Raw genomic sequence first — 19988 nt, 5'->3', positions numbered from 1 at the left:
CCCCCAAAGTGTCTTCAACTCAACCCTTGCTGGGCGAACAGCAGGAAATGTCGTTTATCGACCACCTGGAGGCGCTGCGCTGGCACGTTATCCGGGCGGCCATTGCCGTGGTGGTGTTTGCCACCGGGGCGTTCTTTGCCAAGGATTTCCTGTTCCACGACCTGATGCTGGGCCCCTCACGGTCCGATTTCTGGACCTATCAGATGTCGTGCAAGCTGGCCGCCTGGCTGGGGGCGCCGGGGTTGTGCATCGATAAAATCGGCTTCGTGATTCAGAACCGCGAAATGAGCGGGCAGCTGACCATGCACATCAGCACGAGCTTCATTGTGGGCATCGTGCTGGGCTTTCCTTACCTGTTCTGGGAGCTGTGGCGCTTTATTGAGCCCGGCCTGTATCCGCACGAGCGGCAGAACTCGCGCGGGGCGGTGTTCTTCGTATCGGTGCTCTTTATTCTGGGCCTACTGTTCGGCTACTACATTGCCGCGCCCATGAGCATCCAGTTCCTGGCCGGCTACGTGGTCGATGCCAGCATCGAGAACCAGATCGACATGCAGAGCTACCTGAGCACGCTCACGACCATGAGCCTCTCCTGCGCCTTCGTGTTCGAGCTGCCCATGATTGTGTTTTTTCTGGCCAAGGCCGGCCTGATTACGCCGGAAATCATGCGCGCCTACCGCAAGCACGCGATTGTAGTAGTGCTCATCATCGCGGCCATCATCACGCCCCCCGAAGTCACGTCCCAGATCATCGTGACCATCCCCATCATCCTGCTCTACGAGTTGAGCATCAACATTGCCCGGGTGGTGGCCCGCAAACGCACCGCCGCCCTCAACGCCCAGCTCGCCGAAAACCAGGGCGTAGCGGAATAACCAGCCGCACGCTTTCAGCTCCTAAAAAACCAACGTATGAAACTGGCTATCGGCTCCGACCACGCGGGCTTCGACTACAAGCAAATGCTGCTGGAATGGCTGCGCGACAACGGCTACGAGGTCCAGGACTTCGGCACCCACTCGCCCGATTCGGTAGACTACCCCGACTATGTGCACCCGTTGGCTCTGGCCGTGGAGCGCGGCGAGTTTGCGCTGGGCCTGCTCCTGTGCGGCTCGGCCAACGGGGTGTGCATTACGGCCAACAAGCACCAGGGCATCCGGGCGGCTATTGCCTGGGAGCCGGAACTGGCCACGCTGGCCCGCCAGCACAACAACGCCAACGTTATCTGCATCCCGGCCCGCTTCGTGAGCGAAGAAACGGCCCGCGCCATTGCCAGCCAGTTCCTGAACACTGCCTTCGAAGGCGGCCGCCACCAGACCCGGGTAGCCAAAATGAGCTGCTAGACGTCGTGATTGAGTAAACCATCATTCCGGCGAAGGAGGAATCGGGGCTGGGCCGCTGAATGGCTTTCACCCGGATTCCTCTTTCGTCGGAATGATGGTTTTTTTAGCGCGTCCTACAGCCGTTCGAAATGGCTGGCCACCAAGCGCAGCCCGTCGGTGGTGCACAGACCGCGAACGTAAGGGGCGAAGATGTTGCGGTAGGTATCGGCCTGACTGATCTGGTCTGGGGGGAAGAGCTGCTCGTTGAACACCAGGCTGAACTGGGCCAGCACGATGTGGGCAATGAAGCTGGGGTTCAGGGTGGCCCGGAACTGGCCCTGCTGAATGCCATCGGCCAGCAGCCGCGTGAGTTGGGGGCGCGAGTAGGTATGCAGGTGATCCTGAATCAGGTTCCAGGATCCCGGGTACCGGTCGCGCATAATGTGGTAGTCGTGGTGGGGGGAGGTGCGTAGCTCGTGCAGGCTGTGGCGCAGCAGGGCTACCAGGCACTCAGCCGGCGTGGCCAGGTTGGCAAAAAGTTGTGCGTGCTCCTGGCGCTGACGCTGAAGGTTGCGCTGCGTAACGCTGAGCAGCAGCTCGGCCTTGGAGCCGAACTGCTCCCGGAAGGCCGCCGGGGTGCAGTCGAGGGCGGCGGCCAGTTGCTCCTCATGAATAAGCCCGACGCCCAGTTGGCGGAACAACGTGTTGGCGCGGTCGAGGAGCTGGTGAAGTATCGTTTCCTCCATACAAGCGGGATAAGAATATGACCTGATTTTCCCCCGCTGGCCGCCGCTGCCGCCCCAGTGCCGCCCGGGCTCAGAGGAGCATACCCAGCCCGAAAAAGAACAGCAACTGCACTAAGTATACGAAGGGGGCCAGGGGGTTGCGCTTACTGAACTCCACCCGGTTGAAGTACACCTGCAAAATGAGGCTGACCGCAAACCACCCCTTGAAATTCAGCAGCGGAATTACATCGTACTGCCAGTGCCAGAAGTCGTAGCGGATAGCCACGGGCTCGATACAAATATCAAGCCCAACCATCAGCACGGCCGCCACCAGGGCCCGCACGAAATTGGGCAGGGGCAGGTAGCGGGCCAGAATACCGGTGGTGTAGGTGACGATGAGCCAGTTGACGCCGATGAGCAGCGGTACGCCCAACCACTTTACTCCCAGCGCGCTACCGTAGGCATATTGGCCAAACAGCAGGTTGGTGCGGATGCCCACTACCTCCACGAAAAAACCCGCCAGCATCGTCACTACACAGAAGCTCCAGAAGGCTGCGGTGCGCTGGGGCTGAAATGCCAGCAGCAGGCCCAGCGTGAGCAGCATCGTGACGGGCATGAACCGCAAAAAGAACGACGGATCCTTCGAGAAGGCCAGCCCCGCGAAGCCCGTAACGTGGAACAGCAGCAGCACGCCCTGGGCCCAGCGCAACCGCCGCTGTTGGGTGGCGGCGCGGTAATCGGCCGGGGCAGCGGCGGGTAGTTGGTACGTGGGGTCGGGCATAGAGGGGAATTAAAAAGTAAAAATGAAACATGAACGGTCATCCTTCTCCGCTCAGAAGGACCGTTCATGTTTCGCTTTTCATCAGGTCTGAAACGATGTGGGCCGAGAGCAGGCAGAGCGGAATACCGCCGCCGGGGTGTACCGAGCCCCCGCAAAAGTACAGTCCTTTCAGTCGGCCCGAAAAATTGGGGTGGCGCAGAAAGGCGGCCAGGGCGTTGTTGCTGGAGCTGCCGTACAGTGCGCCCCCGAACGAGGAGGTTCGGGCGGCAATGCCCGGCGGGTCCCAGACGTGTTCGGCCCGGATGAGGGGGGCCAGCTCGGTGCCCAGCGCCTGGCTCAGGCGGGCCAGCACGGCGGTGCGGGTGCGCGCCACCAGCGCCGGCCAGTCCTGGCCCTGGTCGTGGGGCACATTTATCATTACAAACCAGTTTTCGTGGCCCACGGGCGCGTCGGTGGGGGTGTGGCCGCTGGTGATGTTCACGTACACCGTCGGGTCGGTAGCCACGGTCTGCTCCTGGAAAATGGCCTCGAATTCGCGCTTGTAATCCCCGGAGAAGAAGATGTTGTGCACGCCCAGCTCGGGAAAGCGCCGCCCGATGCCCCAGTAAAAAATCAGGGCCGACGAGGAGCGGGGCTGGGCCAGGGTGCGTTCGGGGGCCGGCTGCCCGGCCAGCAGGTGGCGGTAGGTGGGCACCACGTCCATGTTGCTCACCACCTGATCGAAAGTGTAGGAGCCCTGGTCGGTGCGCAGGCCGGTTACGCGGCTCCCCTGCACCAAAATTTCCTGCACCGGCTCGCGGTAGCGGAACTCTACGCCCAATTCCCGGGCCAAGCGCACGAGGCTTTGGGCAATGGCATAGATGCCCCCCTCGGGGTAAAACGCCCCGATGCCGTGCTCCAGGTGCGGAATCATGCTCAGCGTGGCCGGCGCCTGGTAGGGGTCGGAGCCGTTGTAGGTGGCAAACCGGTCGAAGAGCTGAACCAGGCGCGGATCGGCAAACGCGGCCTGGTGGCGCTGGTGCATGGTGTTGGTGAGGCCCAGCCGGGGCAGGGCGGCCAGGGCCTTGAGCACTTCGGGGCTGAGGTAGGTGCCGGCCTTGTGCAGGGACTTGTGCAGGAACGTGCCCGCCGTGGCATCGTAGGCCCGGCCGCTGCGGGCCAGGAAGGCCCGCACGTCGGCGGCCGGGGTGCCCAGCCTGGCTTCCACTTCCTGGGCAAACTTTTCCTCGTCGGCCCAGGCCGTGAGGCGGGTACCGTCGGCGAAGAAGTACTCCGTAATTGGGTCGAGGCGCTGGTAGCGGAAGTAGTCGCGGGGCTCGCGGCCGGCCAGCCGGAACAACTCATCCACGAGGTGGGGCAGGGTGAAGAGCGAAGGGCCGCCGTCGAAGCGGTAGCCGCCGGGCAGCTCCAGCTGGTGCATCTTGCCCCCGAAGCTCTCCTGGGCCTCGAACACCACCACCCGGTGCCCCGCCACGGCCAGGCGCACGGCCGTGGCAATGCCCCCGATACCGGCCCCGATAATGGCCGTGGAGGAAGTAGCAGCAGGCGAAGCGGAAGGGTGAGACACGCGAAAAGGAACAAAGACGAAGGCAACCGGCCAACCCGGTCCGCCACCGCGAAGAACGGGCAGTGGCGCGGTTTTACACAACCGGCACCCGGTAAATGTTTACCCCGCCCGGAAACCCGGTGGCTGACGGAAAATAAATGCGCCGGCCGGCCTTTTTTTGGATTGTTTCTTAGCCGCGGCCGGGCGGAGGACGCAGGGCAACCCGGGCCGGCACGGACGTTTTTCGCGTGTGTCCTAAGTGTATAAGCCATGGGCCCCCGAACCACAAAAACGTTGTTTTCACAACAGAATCAGCGTTTTGCTATTTGATTTTACCCCCCAAAGGCTGATATATTTGGTAACCAGCCCGGTGCATGCCGGCTGGCTTCCGCCACGGAAGGCCAGGACTCGGTTTCCCTTCCGCGGCGCGCTGCTCCCTCTGCGTTTCCTTACCCGATTATGGCTCCCCAGGCCGTGGTTGGGCTTACGCTTCCTACCCAATTTCCACACAACCATGAAAACAACTGTACCAATCCCGGGCCATCGGCTCGGGCGCTGGACCCGGCTGGCCCTGGCGGCCGGTTTAGGCTGGCTCCTTCAACCCACGCCGGCGCAGGCCCAGTGCAACCAGCTCGTCTGGGCCGATGAGTTCAACACCCCCGGCAACTTCGATAAGTGGCAGGTCTACAACGGCGACGGCTGCAACGTGGGCAACTGTAACTTCGGCAACGCCGAGCTCCAGGTGTACCGCCCCGGCAACGCCACCGTGGCGGGCGGCTACCTCAACATTACCACGCGCTTTGAGAACTCCGTGGAAGGCGGGCGCACCTACAACTACACCTCCGCCAAGCTCCAGTCGAAAATACCCGCTACCGGCGCGCTGCAAACGTTCCGGTACGGCCGCATTGAGGCCCGCATGAAGCTGCCCTCGGCCCAGGGCGTGTGGCCCGCGTTCTGGATGCTGGCCGACCCCGGCAACTGGCCCTACACGGGCGAGATTGACATCATGGAGGCCAAGCACAAAAACCCCAAATCCACGGCCGGCACCATTCACTACGACGCCGGCGGCTGGCACTTCACGGGCCGCGAATACGGCTCCACTGTTGATTTATCCCAGGATTTCCACGTGTACGCCGTGGAGTGGAGCCCCGACCAGATCAAGTGGTTCGTGGACAACACGCTCTTCCACACGGTCTCGCCCAAAACCACGACCGGCGGCTCCTGGCCCTTCAACGACGGTAACTTCTACCTCATCCTGAACTCGGCCGTGGGCGGGCCTGGCACCGGCTTCACTGGCTACCAGAACCCCACTTCCTCCGATTTTCCCACCACCACCCAAGTGGATTACGTGCGGGTGTACCAGGGCACCTACAACTACACTGTTGCGGGTGCAAATGAAGTCCACCAGGGCGACCAGAATAAAACCTTCCGCCTTGATGCCATTACCGGCGGCACCTACGCGTGGTCGGTGCCCGCGGGGGCTACCATCGTGAGTGGCCAGGGTACCAACGCCGTGCTGGTGAACTTTGGCAGCGGGGCGGTGAGCGGCAACATAACGGCCAGCGTGGCCGTGAGCGGCTGCCCGACGGCCACCTACACCAAGGCCCTGAGCGTAACGCCTGCCCTGCAACTCGACCGGGTGTACGAGGATTTTGAGAGCAACCGGGTGCTGACCTACGGAGCCACCACCGGCACGCTCACCCAGGCCGTGGCTAACCCCTCGGCCGTCCTCAATACCTCCGCCAAGGTGGGCAAATACGTGCGCAACCCCTCCGAGCAGTACGACGTGCTGAACGTGCGCAACCTGGGCATCAGCAACGCCAACGACTTCGTGCAGGGCCGCCGGCGGGTGTTTGTGGACGTGTATTCGACGGCCCCGGCGGGCAGCAAAATCACGATGCAGTTTGAGAACAGCACCGTGACCACGGCCATTAACTTCCCCTACGGCCGGCACAGCGCCTACCGGGCCTACACCACCCGCCAAAACGCTTGGGAAACCCTGGAATTCGAGTTTGAGAAGGGCCTCGACGCGGGCACCAGCATCTACTCCATCAACAACGTGGCCTTCCTGATGCAGCCGGCCACCAGCTCCGGGGCTACCTTCTACTTCGATAACCTGCTCATCAAGAAGCAGCCCGAAGCCCCCGTGGTGGCCACCGACGTGCTGCTCAACTACGACGGCACGGCCCGCCTCAGCTTCGACGCGGCCGGCACCAACGGGGCCTACTCGGTGCTGGCCAACCCCAGCAAAACGGCCCCCAACACCTCCAATACCGTGGCCCGGTACGTGCGCAACGCCTCCGAGCAGTACGACGTGCTGTTTTTTGACGCGGCCCCCGCCGGCACCGTGGTGGAGGACGCGGCCCTGTTCAAGAACCAGACCTACCAGTTCCAGGTCGATGTGTACTCAACGGCTCCGGTGGGCACGCCCATCAACCTGACGCTGCAAAACAAGGCGCTGGCCTCGCCCCAGGGCTCGTTCCCGGCCGGCCGCAACAGCACTTACCTGGCGGCCACCACCCGGCAGAACCAGTGGGAAACCCTCACCTTCGCCTTCAATAACGCCCCCGACGGCGGCACGGCCAACGTGGCCATCGACCAGCTGGCCTTCCTGTTCAACAGCGGCGTGGCCTCCGGCGACACCTACTACCTCGACAACATCCGGGTAGCCAGGAAAGCCACCCCGACCTACGTGGCCGGCACCACCTTCGAGAACTACGACAACATCCGGAACCTGCCCTTCCGCAAGGCCGATGGCACCTATGTGGCCCCCAGCGCCAACCCTTCGGCCTCGGGCATTAACACCTCCGCCAACGTGGCCCGCTACACCCGCAACGCCACCGCCCAGTACGATGCCCTCATGCTGACCACCACCCAGGTGAAGGACGGCAGCGCCTACGCGGCCGGCCAGAAGCGGTTTGCCCTGGACGTGTACACCTCGGCCCCGGTGGGCACCATTGTATCGTGGCAGCTGGAAAGCAGCGCGGTTTCCAACTCCGGCAACTACCCCACGGGCCGGCACAGCGTGTACCAGGCCGTGGTGAAGCAGACCAACGCCTGGCATACGCTCACTTTCAGCTACACCAGCGCGCCCGACCCCGGCACGGCCGATGCCGACGTGGACAACGTGGTGCTGCTCTTCGGGCCGAACTCGACCAGCGGAGCCGTGTTCTACCTCGATAACCTGCGCAGCCTCACCGGCAGCTCGGCCCCGGCCAACGTGGCCCCCACCGTCAGCCTGACCTCGCCGGCCAACAACGCCAGTTTCACGGCCCCGGCCACGCTGAGCCTCACGGCCAGCGCCGCCGATGCGGATGGCACCATCAGCAAAGTGGAGTTCTACAACGGCACCACCTTGCTCAATACCGACACCAGCAGCCCCTACGCCTACAGCTGGACCGGGGTAGCAGCGGGCACTTACAGCCTTACCGCCCGGGCCACCGACAACGCCGGGGCCGTTACCACCTCGGCGCCCGTGAGCGTGACGATTTCGGCCACGCCGCCCCCCGCCGCCACCAATCTGGCCCTGAACAGGCCGGTCACGGTTTCGTCGGTTGAAAATGCGGGCACGGCCGGCTCGGCCGCCGTGGATGGCAACGGCACCACCCGCTGGAGCAGCGCCTTTTCTGACTCCGAGTGGCTGTACGTGGACCTGGGCGCGAGCTACAGCGTGAACCGCGTGAAGCTGACCTGGGAAGGCGCTTACGGCAAGAACTACCGCGTGGAAATATCCAACGACCACCTGGCCTGGACCGCCCTCAAAACGGTAGCCGGCAACACGGCCCTCGTGAACGACCACACCGGCCTGAGCGGCACCGGGCGCTACGTGCGCATCCTGGGCACCCTGCGCGGCACGCCCTACGGCTACTCGCTCTACGAGCTGGAAGTGTACGGCACGGCGGCCAGCGGCGGCGGCGGCGGAACCGGCCCCACGGCCTGCACCGGCACCCTGGCCAACGGCGACTATTCCTACGAGGTATCGACCACCAACGGCACCGTGAGCTGGAAGTTCATTCCGCTTACGCCCATTGCCGGCAGCAACCTGGCCCTCCTTTATGTGAAGGTAGGTTCGGGCGGATATGCCGGGTATACCATGACGGCGGCGGGCAGCAACTTCACCTTCGCCCAGGCCCAGGCCGGCGGCGCGGCGCTGTCGTTCTACTTCACGTACCGGGTGGGCACCAATGGCCCCGAGCGCAACTCCAGCGCCACGCCGCACAGCTACACAGCGGGCACCACCTGCACCGCCAGCCGGACGGCCCTGGCCACCACCGCGGCCGTTGCGCCCGAGGCCCGGCTCTACCCCAACCCCGCCCGCACCTGGCTCACGGTACCCACCAACGGCCCGGCCACGCTCACCATCACCGACGCCCTGGGCCGGGTAGTGCACGCCCAGCCCAGCACCACCGGCCGCCCCGCCACCGAAGTAGACGTGCAGGCCCTGCGCCCGGGCCTCTACTTCCTGACACTGCGCGGGACCCAGGGTCCGGCTACGGTCCAGCGGTTCACCAAGGAGTAACCCCGGCGGGTGCAGGTTGAGCATCACTGGTTCAACCCGCCTTCCCGGTGGCCTACCCGGCCGCCCAACGTTAAAAACATACGAGTGAGAAAGCCGGAAAAGGGATGGAGCCTCTCCGTCCCTTTTTTTCCTTTCCCGCTTTTCTCTTTCTCTTAATTCTACTGCATATGATGAGCCGCATCCGGCCGGTTTCAGGCCTTCGCAAGGCATCCGCACGCACTGGCACCCTCGGGCTGGCCCTGGCCGGCCTGCTGCTGATGGCCGCCGGCCCCACCCAGGCCCAGAAGATGAGTCCGCTCCACGCCGAGGGCCCGCGCATAGTGGACGCCACCGGCCGCGAGGTGGTGCTGCGCGGCTACAATGTGGGCGGCTGGCTGCTCCAGGAAAGCTATATGCTGGGCACCGACACGCTCAACAGCCAGTGGCGCATCAGGCAGGGCATGTTGCGGACCATGCCCGAAGCGGAGATGGAAGCGTTCTACCGCCAGTACCGCCAGCAGTTCATCACGAAGGCCGACATCGACTTTCTGGCCCGCCAGGGGTTCAACTGCGTGCGGCTGCCCCTGCACTACGACCTGTTTCTGACGCCTGAGCAGCGCCACGCCCGCACTGAAGTCATCCGCGACCCGCAGAATGAGGCCCGGCTGGATGCCTACGTGCGGCAACTCAGCCAGTGGTACGATGCCGGCCAACTCTTCAACCAGTCCCGAAAGCTGGACGGCTTCCGCTACATCGATGATGTGGTGAAGTGGTGCGCGGCCAACCAGATGTACGTGGTACTGGACTTGCACGCGGCCCCCGGCGGCCAGGGCACCGATGCCAACATCAACGACAACTTCCGACCCCTGGACCTGTGGAAACGCCGCGACGCCCATGGCCGCCTGATTTACCAAGACCTGACGGTGCGCCTCTGGGAGCAGCTGGCCCTCCGCTACCGCCGGGAGCCCACCATTGCCCTCTACGACTTTATCAACGAGCCCCACAACCTGAATCCGGCGCACGGGCTCTCGGCCGACAACCGGGAGCTGAATGGGCTCTATTCCCGCCTCATTGATGCCGTGCGCGACCAGCAGGACCCGCACCTGCTGCTGCTGGAAGGCAATGGCTACGGCAACGAGTACACCAACCTGACCCCCGACAAGCTCACGGCCCGCGACAAAACCAACCTCGTGTACAATGGCCACCGCTACTGGTGCTCCAACGACCCGGCCCTGCTCGACCCCAACCCCAACCAGCTCAACCTGATTGCCAATCTGGCGGCCTTCCGGCAGCGCTGGCAGGTGCCGGTGTGGGTGGGCGAAACGGGCGAAAATTCCAACGACTGGTTTGCTACCGCCGTGGCGGGCCTCCACGCGGCCAGCATCGGCTGGTGCCACTGGAACATCAAGCGGGTAGCCTCCGGGGCCGGCCTGTTGCGCATTGCGCCCTACGGCAGTCTGCTCACGCCCGAGGGGCGCGCCGCGCTGCTGCGCAACGCCCGCTTTGGCAACTGCCAGGTGAACCCGGACGTGGTAACGGCCCTCACCAAGCCCGCCGACTACCACGCCCCCTTCCGGACCCTCACGTTGCCCGGCACCATTGCCGCTCCCGACTACGACCTGGGCCGCGACGGGGTGTCGTACCACGATACCTACGCCGCCCGCACCGACTACCGCGACCCAACGCCCACCAATCAGGGCGAGGCCTACCGCAACGATGGCGTGGACATTGCGCCGGCCCCCGACCTGCCCGGCGGCTTCGTCGTGCAGCACCTGGCGGCCGGCGAATGGCTCCACTACACCGTGAACGTAACCACCGCCGGCCCTTACTTGGCCGAACTGCACCTGCAACCCGGCCCCGCCCCCGGCCACCTGTCCCTGGCGCTTGGTGCCCAATCCCTGGGCTCGGTGCCCGTGCCCGCCGGCTCCGCCTGGACCACTGTTTCGCTGACGCTGCCCGCCCTGCCCGCTGGCACCCACACGCTGCGTCTGCGGATAGAGCAGCCCGTGCAGCAGCTGGGTTGGCTGCGGTTCATTGCCTTACCGTCCGCCGGCGAGGTAGGCAGGCCCTGAGAATATTAGGCCCTGCAAGCAGCCGTGCGGGCCGCCCGGCCAACGTTTGCCGGCCCTGGCTGTTGAGCAGTTCACGCGGGTCAGCCCTGGCCCCGGTTGTCGTTGCCTGGTCAGGAGTACCTGGTCAGAAGTGCCTGGTGAAGTCGGGCGGCTTTTTGTATCTTGAACGTACCATGAAGCGCGTAACCTCCCTCCTCCCTCCGCGTCGGGCTACCTGGTTTTCGCTCCTGACGCTAAGCAGCCTGCTGCTGATTCTGTGCGGTTCCCCCTCAGTCCGGGCCCAGCCCGCCGATACGCTGCGCGTAACTGCCGCCCTGGAAGAAGTATTCGTTGAGCCCACCTACTACAGCGTCCTGGAGGACCCCTCGGGCACCCTCACGCTGGCCCAGATCCGGGAGCCCCGGTGGGCCAGCCAGTTTCAGCGGGCCAGCACCCTGCCCACCACTACCATGGACCACCCCGGCGCGGCCTACTGGCTGCGCCTGCGGGTGCAGGCCCGGGGGGCGCTCCAACAGCACTGGTATCTGGAATTATTCGACTCCCACCTCAACAACGTAGAGTTCTTTCCGCCCGATGGTGCGCCCCCCGTCATTACCGGAGCCGGCCTGCCCCTGAGCACCCGCAAGTTTCCCTACAAAAACTTCCTCTTCCGCCTTCCCCTGCACCCCGAGCAGACCCAGACCTACTACCTGCGGCTGGTATCGAGCTCTAAAACCACTTTCCTGAGCCGCCTGCGCACCGAGCAGCCCCTAGCCGTACATTTTCAGACGGAATACGGCCTGCTGGGCGGCTTTTATGGTATTCTGCTGATTATGGTGGTGTACAACCTGTGTCTCTACCTCTTCATCGGGGAGCAAACCTACCTGCGCTACGTGCTATACGTGCTCAGTTGCAGCCTTGTATTTCTGTCGGAAGACGGGCTGGGGTTTCAGTACCTGTGGCCCGCGCATCCGGCCCTGAATGAGCTCATCATTGCGGGCGCCCCCATTCTGCTGCTGCTCACCTTCAGCTACTACGCCCGCCAGTTCCTCGACATTGCCCAGCGCCTGCCCCGCCTCGACCGCTGGGTGCGGGCCGTGGTAGTAGTGAGCTTGGCCGGGCTGGTGCTGGATACCGTGTGGGTGCGTTCAGGCTGGGGATTCTGGCTGTATCTGCTGCCCTATGGCCTCATCTACTATGCCGCCTACCGCGTGTGGCAGCGGGGCCAGCGCACGGCCCGCTACTTTCTGCTGGCCCACGCTTTGGTGGCTCTCAGCGTAGGATTCCTGATTCTGCGCCGCCTGGGCATCGATACGTTTACCAATACGGCCACGGTCTACAGCATGAACGTGGCCTTCGTGGTCGAAGTAGTGGTGCTGTCCTACGCGCTGGGGGAGAAAATCAAGGCCATCAAGGAGGCTACCATCCGCACGCAGGGCAAACTGGTGAAGCAGCTGCGCAAGAAGCACGCGGTGCAGAACCAGCTGGTGGAGCAGTTGCATCACAACCAGATTCTGAAGGATCAGCTGAATACTGAGCTGGAAGGGCTGGTGGCCGAGCGTACGGCGGAACTCAGCCGCCAGAGCGAAACTATTGCCGGCCAGAACCGCGAGCTGCTCCAGGCCAATGGTCTGCTGGCCCTGCAGTCGGCCGCCATCGAAAAACTCAACCAGGACCTGCAACACGATTTACAGGAAGTGAAAACGGCGCGGGTGCTGTCGAAGGAGGTCAATTTTGGGGAATTCAGCCAGATATACCCCGACAAGGATGCCTGCCTGGCCTACCTGGCCAACCTGAAGTGGGCCGACGGTTACCAATGCCGCAAATGCGGCCACGAGAAGTTCTGCGACGGCCGGGAGCCCCACTCCCGGCGCTGCACCAAGTGCCGCTACGTGGAATCGGCCACGGCCTATACGCTCTTGCAGAAATGTAAATTCTCCATTATCAAGGCTTTTTACGCTGTATTCCTGATTTATACCCACCAGGGCAACTACTCGTCGCAGGAGCTCTCGCGCGTGCTGGACCTGCGCCAAGGTACCTGCTGGAGCTTCAGCCAGAAAGTGCTGGAAGCCATGCGCCGCCGCCGCCAGGCCCCCGACTTTGACGAGAACGAAGGCTGGACCCATGTGCTGCTCGATGCCAACGCCCCGGATACGGAGGAGGCAGTGGTAGCAGAGGAAGCTGCTGACCGGGCGTAACCCCCGTCAACCCGCTCAGGACACCGACAGGCGCCTGACCCCGAAGCGGTTAGCTGATACGCCGGCCGCCCGCGCGCTGCATCCGTAGCGGCCGGCCGGCCCAACCGACGGTACCAACCGTTCCGGCACTAAGTAGCGGGGCTACTGGCCGGGGCGTTGCGGCCCGGGCTCAAGCGGCTATCCGCAGCTGCCGGCCAAGTAGGCGGCCGGGGCCAAGCCGGCACTGGGTTCTGGCCGATAGGCTTATTTGGATAGGAAAGTGGACACTTGGCCGGTAATCCGGGTAAAAAAAGTATCTGGTACAGCTATTTTTTTGATTGTTTTTTACGTGTTGTTACCTCTCTGGCGGAACCCTACAAGCAAAGCATCAGGGGCTTTCAAGGGCTCTTTCGCGTGTGCGGTAAGTGTATAACCTAGTTGTGCTCTAAAGCTAAAAACCGCTATTAAACTACCCTAGAAGCATTTTTAACATTGCTTTTCCCGAACAAGGGAGGGTATATTTGACTATCCGCCGATACCGAACGGCAACCTGTTCCGGCTGAACCACTTCCCAGTCAGCGCAACCGGACCCTCGCCCGCCCTCCCGCCTTGCTGCGTGCCCGCACCGGGGGCGGCCCTCTTCCCGTCAGGCTCGTCGGAGTTCTGCTCGTGCCGCCAGCCTCCTCCTGCTCCCTTAATGATGGCGCGCTTGACCTTTCATTTTTTCCGGTAGCCAGATTTTCCCACGGTCTGGCCCCGTTTTGCCCACCGGCATTTTCAGCTGTTTTTCCTTCCCTCAATTCCCACACATCAATGAACCAACACCTCTACACTCAGGCGTTGCGCCGGACTTTGTGGCTGGCGGCCTGCGGTTTGCCAACCCTACCCGCTTTGGGAGCTGCGCCCGCCCCGGCGGCGGCCCCGGCAACCCGTGCCACCCGCCTGGCCGACGTACCCGTAGCGGGCCGCGTAACCCAGGAAAATGGCGACCCACTGCCGGGCGTAACCGTCATCGTGAAGGGCACCACCATCGGGGCCACCACCAACTCCGACGGCACTTTCGCCCTGAACGTGCCCGAGAATTCCACGCTGATTTTCAGCTACGTGGGCTTCGTGCGCAAGGAGGTGGCTATTACGGGCGCTTCGGCCGGCATCGTTGTGACGATGGCCGAGGATCTGCGGGCCCTGAGCGAGGTGGTGGTCGTGGGCTACGGTACCCAGGAGCGCGGCAGCGTAACGGGGGCCGTGTCGTCGGTGTCGGCGAAGGAAATTGCCTCCCAGCCGGTGGCCGATGCCACCCAGGCCCTACAGGGTCGGGCGGCGGGCGTCACGGTAACCTCCAACGGGGGCGCGCCGGGTGGTGCGGCCGGCACGTCGGTGCGGGTGCGGGGCATCACGTCGGCGGGCAACAACAGTCCGCTGTACGTCGTGGACGGCTTTCCCCTGCCCGAATCGAAGGATGCCAACGGCAACGTTCAGGAAAATCAGCTGAACGCCATCAGCCCCAACGATATTGAATCGATTGACATTCTGAAGGACGCTTCGGCCACCGCTATTTACGGGGTGCGGGCCGCCAACGGCGTGGTTATCATCACCACCAAACGCGGCAAGGCGGGCGTTTCGACCATCAACCTGGATGTGTACCGGGGCGTGCAGCAGGTGTGGCGCAAGCTGCCGCTGCTCAATGCCCAGGAATACGCCGTCATCAACAACGAAAGCCGCATTGCCGCCGGCCTGCCCATTGTGGTCGACAAGTTGCGCGACCCCCAGGCCCTGGGCGAAGGCACCGACTGGCAGGACGAGGTGTTCCGCCGGGCCGCCATCCAGAACTACGCCCTTTCGGCCACCGGGGGCAGCGAAAAGGCCCGCTTTGCTATTTCGGGCAGCTACTTCCAGCAGGACGGCACCATCGTGGGTTCCAACTTCGAGCGGTTTACGCTGCGCGCCAACGGCGACGTGAAGGTGAACAACATCCTCAAGTTCGGCAACAGCATCTCGCTCACCCACCTCAACGACCGGCAGATTACCTCCAACAGCGGCGAGTACGGCACCGTGCAGCAGACGCTGCGCATTCCGGCCACGCTGCCCGTGTACCGCCCCGATGGCTACTACTACGAGCCCCGGGGCCAGCAGGACAACTTCATCGAGGAGAACCCCATCGTGGCGGCGACGCTCAACAACCAGGGTTTCACCCGCAACCGGGCCCTGACGACCCTGTTCGCCGAGTTGGAGCCGGTCAAGGGCCTGCGCTTCCGCACCAACGTGGGGGCCGATTTCATCTTCGACAACTTCAACTCCTTCCGGCCCACGGTGCCGGAGCTGCGGGTGGATTTGCCCGGAGGCGGCCAGGAAACGTATTCGACCCGCTACAACCTGGCCGGGGCCACTGCCACGGCCTCGTACGCGCCGAGCTACCTGATTGAGAACACGGCCACCTACGACCACCTGTTTGCCGACAAGCACCAGGTAACGGTGCTGCTGGGCCAGTCGGCCCAGGAGTTCAATTTCAGCAACGTGGAGGCCTACCGCAGCGGCTACCTGCGCAACGACTTGCAGGTTATCAACTCGGGACCCATTAATACCCGGCTGGCCAACGCGGGTAGCATCAACCCGGCGGCCCACCTGGCCAGCTATTTTGCCCGCCTCAACTACGAGTTTGGCGGTAAATACCTGTTTCAGGCCATTGCCCGCTACGATGGCTCCAGCAACTTCCAGCCCGGCAACCAGTTCGGCTTCTTCCCCGGCGTGTCGGCCGGCTGGCGCATTTCGGAGGAGGACTTTTTGAAGGGCAACCGCGTCATCAGCAACCTGAAGGTGCGCGCGGGCTACGGCAAAGTGGGCAACCCCAACAACGCCGGCCGCTTCGCCTACCTCTACGCCATCAACTCGCAGATCAACTATCCCTTCGGCCCCAGCGGCACCATCCTCACGGGGGCGGCTCCTACCCGCCTGGCCAACCCCGACCTGCGCTGGGAAAACAACAACCAAACCAACCTGGGCTTCGATATCGGGCTGCTCGAAAACCGCTTCGAGGCCACCATCGACCTCTACAACCGGAACTCTCCCAACCTGATTGCGCCGGTGCCGGTGTCGCTGGTGTCGGGCACCTACGAGAGCGTGAACCGCAACGCGGCCTCCGCCTACAACCGGGGCATCGACTTCTCGCTGACTTCGCGCAACGTGGAGGGCACGGGCCGGGGCCTGAGCTGGACGACGACCCTGAACATGTCGGCCTACAAAACCCAGCTTGATGCCCTCGGGGTGGGCCAGCCCTATAACGGGCTGAGCGCGCTGAGCGGCGTGATTGTGCGCTACGACAAGGGCCAGCCCTTCGGCTCGTTCTACGGCTACGTGGCCGACGGCATCTTCCAGACCCAGGAGGAGGTGAATGCCCACGCTTCCCAGAACCGGGGCAACGACCCCACCAAGAACACGGCCCCCGGCGACATCCGCTTCAAGGACCTCAACGGCGACGGCATCATCAATGCCTCGGACCGCACCTTTATCGGCAATCCGAACCCCGATTTCACCTACGGCCTGAACAACACATTCACCTGGATGGGCTTCGACCTGAACGTGTTTCTGCAAGGCTCCCAGGGCAACCAGATCTACAACCAGAACCGCTTCATCCTGGAAAGCCCGCTGTATGGCAACAGCAGCGGCAGCGCCCGGGTGCTGGACCGCTGGACCGGCCCGGGCACCAGCAACGAGGTGCCCCGCGCCGTGGCCAACGACCCCAACCAGAACCTGCGCGTGAGCAGCTACTTCCTCGAAGACGGCTCTTACCTGCGCATCAAAACGCTCACTCTGGGCTACAACCTGCCCCAGATGGTCCGCGACCGGGTGGCCGCCAAGCAGCTGCGCCTCTACGTAACGGCCCAGAACCTGGCCACCTTCACCAAGTACTCGGGTTTCGACCCGGAGGTGGGGGCCAGCGGCGTCGATCTGGGCGTGTACCCGCAGCCGCGCGTGTTCCTGGCCGGCGTCAACATCGGCTTCTAGGCCCGACGCTCTGTCCTACCCCTTCCCTTAACCAGCTTTTCGGATGAATCCCATCACAAAATATACCACCGCCACGCTCCTGACCCTGGGCCTGCTCACGGGTTGTGGCCGCGACTTCCTGTCGGAGGCTCCTACCGACCAGGTAACCGACGCGAACTTCTACAAAACCGCCACCGACGCCATTCAGGCTACCACCGCCATCTACAGCGAGCTGGGCAAGCAGGGCCAGTACAACTACTCCTTGTGGGGTATCGGCGACATCGGTTCCGATATCTCGACCACCGGCGGCGGCGGCGGCGGCGACGGCATCGAGCAGCAGCAGCTCGATTTCTTCAACATCCCGGCTACCAACCCGCTCACTTCCAACCTGTGGGGCGGCTGCTACGTGGGCATCGGGCGGGCCAACATTGTGCTCCAGAAGGTGCCGGCCATGAGCATCGACCCCGCCATTCAGAAGCGCAGCATCGGGGAAGCCCAGTTCCTGCGGGCCAAGTACTACTTCGACCTGGTACGGGCCTTCGGCGACGTGCCCCTGCTCACCGTGCCCCCCACCACCCTGGCCGAAGTGAACGTGAAGCGCAGCCCCGCCGCCGACGTGTACGCCCAGATTGTGAAGGACCTGACGGAGGCCATCGGCAACCTGCCGCCCTCCTACAGCGGCGACGACCTGGGCCGGGCCACCAAGTGGGCCGCTACGGGCCTGCTGGCCAAAGTGTACCTCACCCAGGGCAACATGAGCGGGGCCGCCCAGCGCGCCAAGGAGGTTATTGCCGGCAGCGGCAAAAGCCTGTGGGCCAACTACGGCGACAACTTCAAGGTAGCCAACGAGTACGGCAAGGAAGCGCTGTTTGAGGTTGGCTACATCGCGGGCCGCAACGAGTACACCTTTAACGGGTTGGGCTTCGTGGGCAACGAGTTCTTCGGGCCGCGCGGCCAGGGCATCACGCCCCAGGGGGGCTATGGCTTCAATATTCCCGAGGACGACTTTGTGGCCGGCTACGAAGCCGGCGACCTGCGCCGCGACGTGACCATCTGGAAGCCCGGCGACAAATACCCCGACGGCCGCACCCAACCCGCTTCGCTGCCCGGTTCGCCCAACGGCTACGGCTGCAAAAAGTGGTTTATCGGCAAGGTCAATACCAACGTCTGGGATTCGGAGCTCAACATTCCGGTGATGCGCCTGGCGGAAGTGTACCTGATGCAGGCCGAAGCCGAAGGCCCCACTCCCTCGGGCCTGGAGGCCATCAACAAAGTGCGCCGCCGCGCCTTCGGAACCGACATCAACACGCCCGGCGTCCACGACCTGAAAGCCATGAGCCCCGACGACTTCAAGCGGGCCGTGTGGCGGGAGCGGAAGTACGAGCTGGCCTTCGAAAACGACCGGTGGTTCGACTCCAAGCGCACGGGCGAGCTGCTCACCAGCCCGCACTATATCCGCAAGGGCGTGAAGCCGTTCAACATCGTGCTGCCGATTCCGCAGTCTGAAATCGATGTGAATTCGGGCCTGGTGCAGCCCCGGCCGCCCGGGTTACCGCATCCACCCCCCCCCCCTAAAAATTCCCATGAAAACTATAGCACGTATGGCCCTGCTGGGCCTGTTGGCCGGCCCGCTCCTGCTGACCTCCTGCAAGAAAGACGGCGACGAGAGCCAGCTGGAAGGCCCCATTCCAACCTCTACCTTCACCTTCCAGGTCAATACCACCGAATTCCCGACGGTGGTTACCTTCACCAGCACCAGCCAGGACGGGTTCGTGTACGAGTGGAACTTCGGCGACAACAGCCTGGGCACCGGCAGTCCGGTGCAGCACACCTACACCCGGGGCGGCTCCTACCAGGTAGAGCTGCTCACGGCCGGGCGGGGCGGCACCGGCATTTCGGCCAAGCAAACCGTAACCGTGCCCGATGGCTGCTCCAATGCCGTGTTCAGCAAAATTGTGGACTGCGCCGGCAGTGGCACCCGGGTCTGGTCGTTTCTGAACGCCCCGGGCTCTATTGTGCGCGAGTCGGCCAGCGGCACGGTCCTGTCCAGCTCCACCACCCTCGACCCCTGCCAGCTCGACGACCAGTTCGCCTTCAGCAGCAACTACACGCTGGGCTACACCAGCGGCGGCCAGTCGTTTAAGAACGGGGCCTGCGTGAACTCCATCGCCAATGGGGGCAACTTCGTGTTCCGGCCCAACCCCAGCGGCAACCCGCAAATTGTGCTCAGGGGCAAGGGCAACTTCATCGGCACGGCCGACTCGGTGGCCAACAAAACCTACGATGTGCTGGAGGCCACCGATACCCGGCTGCGGCTGCGCGGCACCAACCCCGACGGCACCCGCACCGTGCTGACGCTGGCCCCCTACGATGCCACGGCCCCCTTCAAGCAGCTGCTCACCGGCAATTCGTCGCGCACCTGGAAGCTCGATAACACCGTGGACGCCCCCATCGTGGTGGGCACCGAACTCAACCCGACGGAGTACTTCGGCGGCGTGAAGGCCGGCGAGCTGCCCGCCTGCCAGTCGGACGACGAGTACACGTTCTCGACGGCCAACGTGATGAGTTACGACGCCAAAGGCGAAACATTCTTCGCTGATAAAAAGAATTATAGCTGTCAGCCCGGCCTCACCGGTACCACACCGTTCGTGTTCGGGCCGGCTTCGGGCGCGGGGCTGGCCCAGTTCCGGCTCACGCGGCCCGGCGCGTTCATCGCCGCCACCGACGCCTCGCCCACCGAACAGGTGTACCGCATCCTGACCATCGACGACAAGAAAATGACCCTGCGGGCCGGCAGCGGCCAGAACGGAGGAACGGTTTTCACTATAAAGCTGGTTGTTAAGTAACGGCCGCCAGCTCACCGCACCGGGCTGGGGCATCTGCTCCGGCCCGGTGTATTGGGGTAATCGGTACTGT

At 63.7% G+C, this 19988-nt stretch carries 10 protein-coding genes and 2 pseudogenes; 9 read left to right on the top strand and 3 right to left on the bottom strand.

The window, feature by feature from the left end; all coding sequences use genetic code 11:
• Nucleotides 1-8: 8 nt before the first annotated feature.
• On the top strand, nt 9-869 hold the full coding sequence (gene tatC, locus D0T11_RS04460; protein WP_317127249.1) for a twin-arginine translocase subunit TatC: 861 nt from the start codon (nt 9-11) through the stop codon (nt 867-869).
• Nucleotides 870-905: 36 nt separating this feature from the next.
• A complete protein-coding gene (rpiB, locus tag D0T11_RS04455) occupies nt 906-1334 on the top strand; it encodes a ribose 5-phosphate isomerase B (RefSeq protein ID WP_119654582.1) in 429 nt (142 codons plus the stop codon).
• A gap of 113 nt (nt 1335-1447) precedes the next feature.
• Here rpiB and D0T11_RS04450 read toward each other — a convergent pair whose 3' ends face one another.
• The 3 genes from D0T11_RS04450 to crtD all read right to left on the bottom strand — a co-directional run bounded on the left by D0T11_RS04450 (nt 1448) and on the right by crtD (nt 4386).
• On the bottom strand, nt 1448-2059 hold the full coding sequence (locus tag D0T11_RS04450) for a TetR/AcrR family transcriptional regulator (protein WP_119654581.1): 612 nt from the start codon (nt 2057-2059) through the stop codon (nt 1448-1450).
• 70 nt (nt 2060-2129) lie between these two features.
• On the bottom strand, nt 2130-2819 hold the full coding sequence (locus D0T11_RS04445) for a carotenoid biosynthesis protein (protein WP_119654580.1): 690 nt from the start codon (nt 2817-2819) through the stop codon (nt 2130-2132).
• Between the two features lie 64 nt (nt 2820-2883).
• Nucleotides 2884-4386 carry a 1-hydroxycarotenoid 3,4-desaturase CrtD gene (gene crtD, locus D0T11_RS04440; protein ID WP_119654579.1) on the bottom strand — a complete coding sequence of 501 codons (1503 nt, stop codon included), beginning with the start codon at nt 4384-4386 and terminating at the stop codon, nt 2884-2886.
• A 493-nt stretch (nt 4387-4879) separates the two neighbouring features.
• Here crtD and D0T11_RS04435 point away from each other — a divergent pair, with 493 nt between their 5' ends.
• From D0T11_RS04435 to D0T11_RS23520, 7 genes and pseudogenes are all read left to right on the top strand, one after another.
• Entirely contained in the window at nt 4880-8884 is a 4005-nt protein-coding gene (locus D0T11_RS04435; RefSeq protein WP_119654578.1) for a discoidin domain-containing protein, read from the top strand.
• 167 nt (nt 8885-9051) lie between these two features.
• The gene (locus D0T11_RS04430) at nt 9052-10935 is read left to right on the top strand and encodes a cellulase family glycosylhydrolase (protein WP_182888235.1); all 1884 of its coding nucleotides are present in this window, start codon (nt 9052-9054) and stop codon (nt 10933-10935) included.
• Nucleotides 10936-11108: 173 nt separating this feature from the next.
• Nucleotides 11109-13112 (top strand): 7TM diverse intracellular signaling domain-containing protein, encoded by a 2004-nt coding sequence (locus D0T11_RS04425; protein WP_119654576.1) that lies wholly within the window; start codon nt 11109-11111, stop codon nt 13110-13112.
• Nucleotides 13113-13904: 792 nt separating this feature from the next.
• Nucleotides 13905-17093, top strand: coding sequence for a SusC/RagA family TonB-linked outer membrane protein (locus D0T11_RS04420; protein ID WP_119654575.1), 3189 nt, complete (start codon nt 13905-13907; stop codon nt 17091-17093).
• Nucleotides 17094-17136: 43 nt separating this feature from the next.
• A pseudogene (locus tag D0T11_RS04415) lies at nt 17137-18594 on the top strand (RagB/SusD family nutrient uptake outer membrane protein); the annotation flags it as partial.
• Nucleotides 18595-18655: 61 nt separating this feature from the next.
• Nucleotides 18656-18928: pseudogene (locus D0T11_RS23525) on the top strand (PKD domain-containing protein); the annotation flags it as partial.
• A gap of 159 nt (nt 18929-19087) precedes the next feature.
• Nucleotides 19088-19918, top strand: a complete 831-nt coding sequence (locus D0T11_RS23520; protein ID WP_394365764.1) for a hypothetical protein — start codon at nt 19088-19090, stop codon at nt 19916-19918.
• The last annotated feature ends 70 nt before the right edge of the window (nt 19919-19988 follow it).

Origin of the sequence: Hymenobacter rubripertinctus (assembly GCF_003583925.1) — a bacterium.
Taxonomy (GTDB): Bacteria; Bacteroidota; Bacteroidia; order Cytophagales; family Hymenobacteraceae; genus Hymenobacter; species Hymenobacter rubripertinctus.
This window is presented reverse-complemented; position numbering and strand designations above follow the sequence as displayed.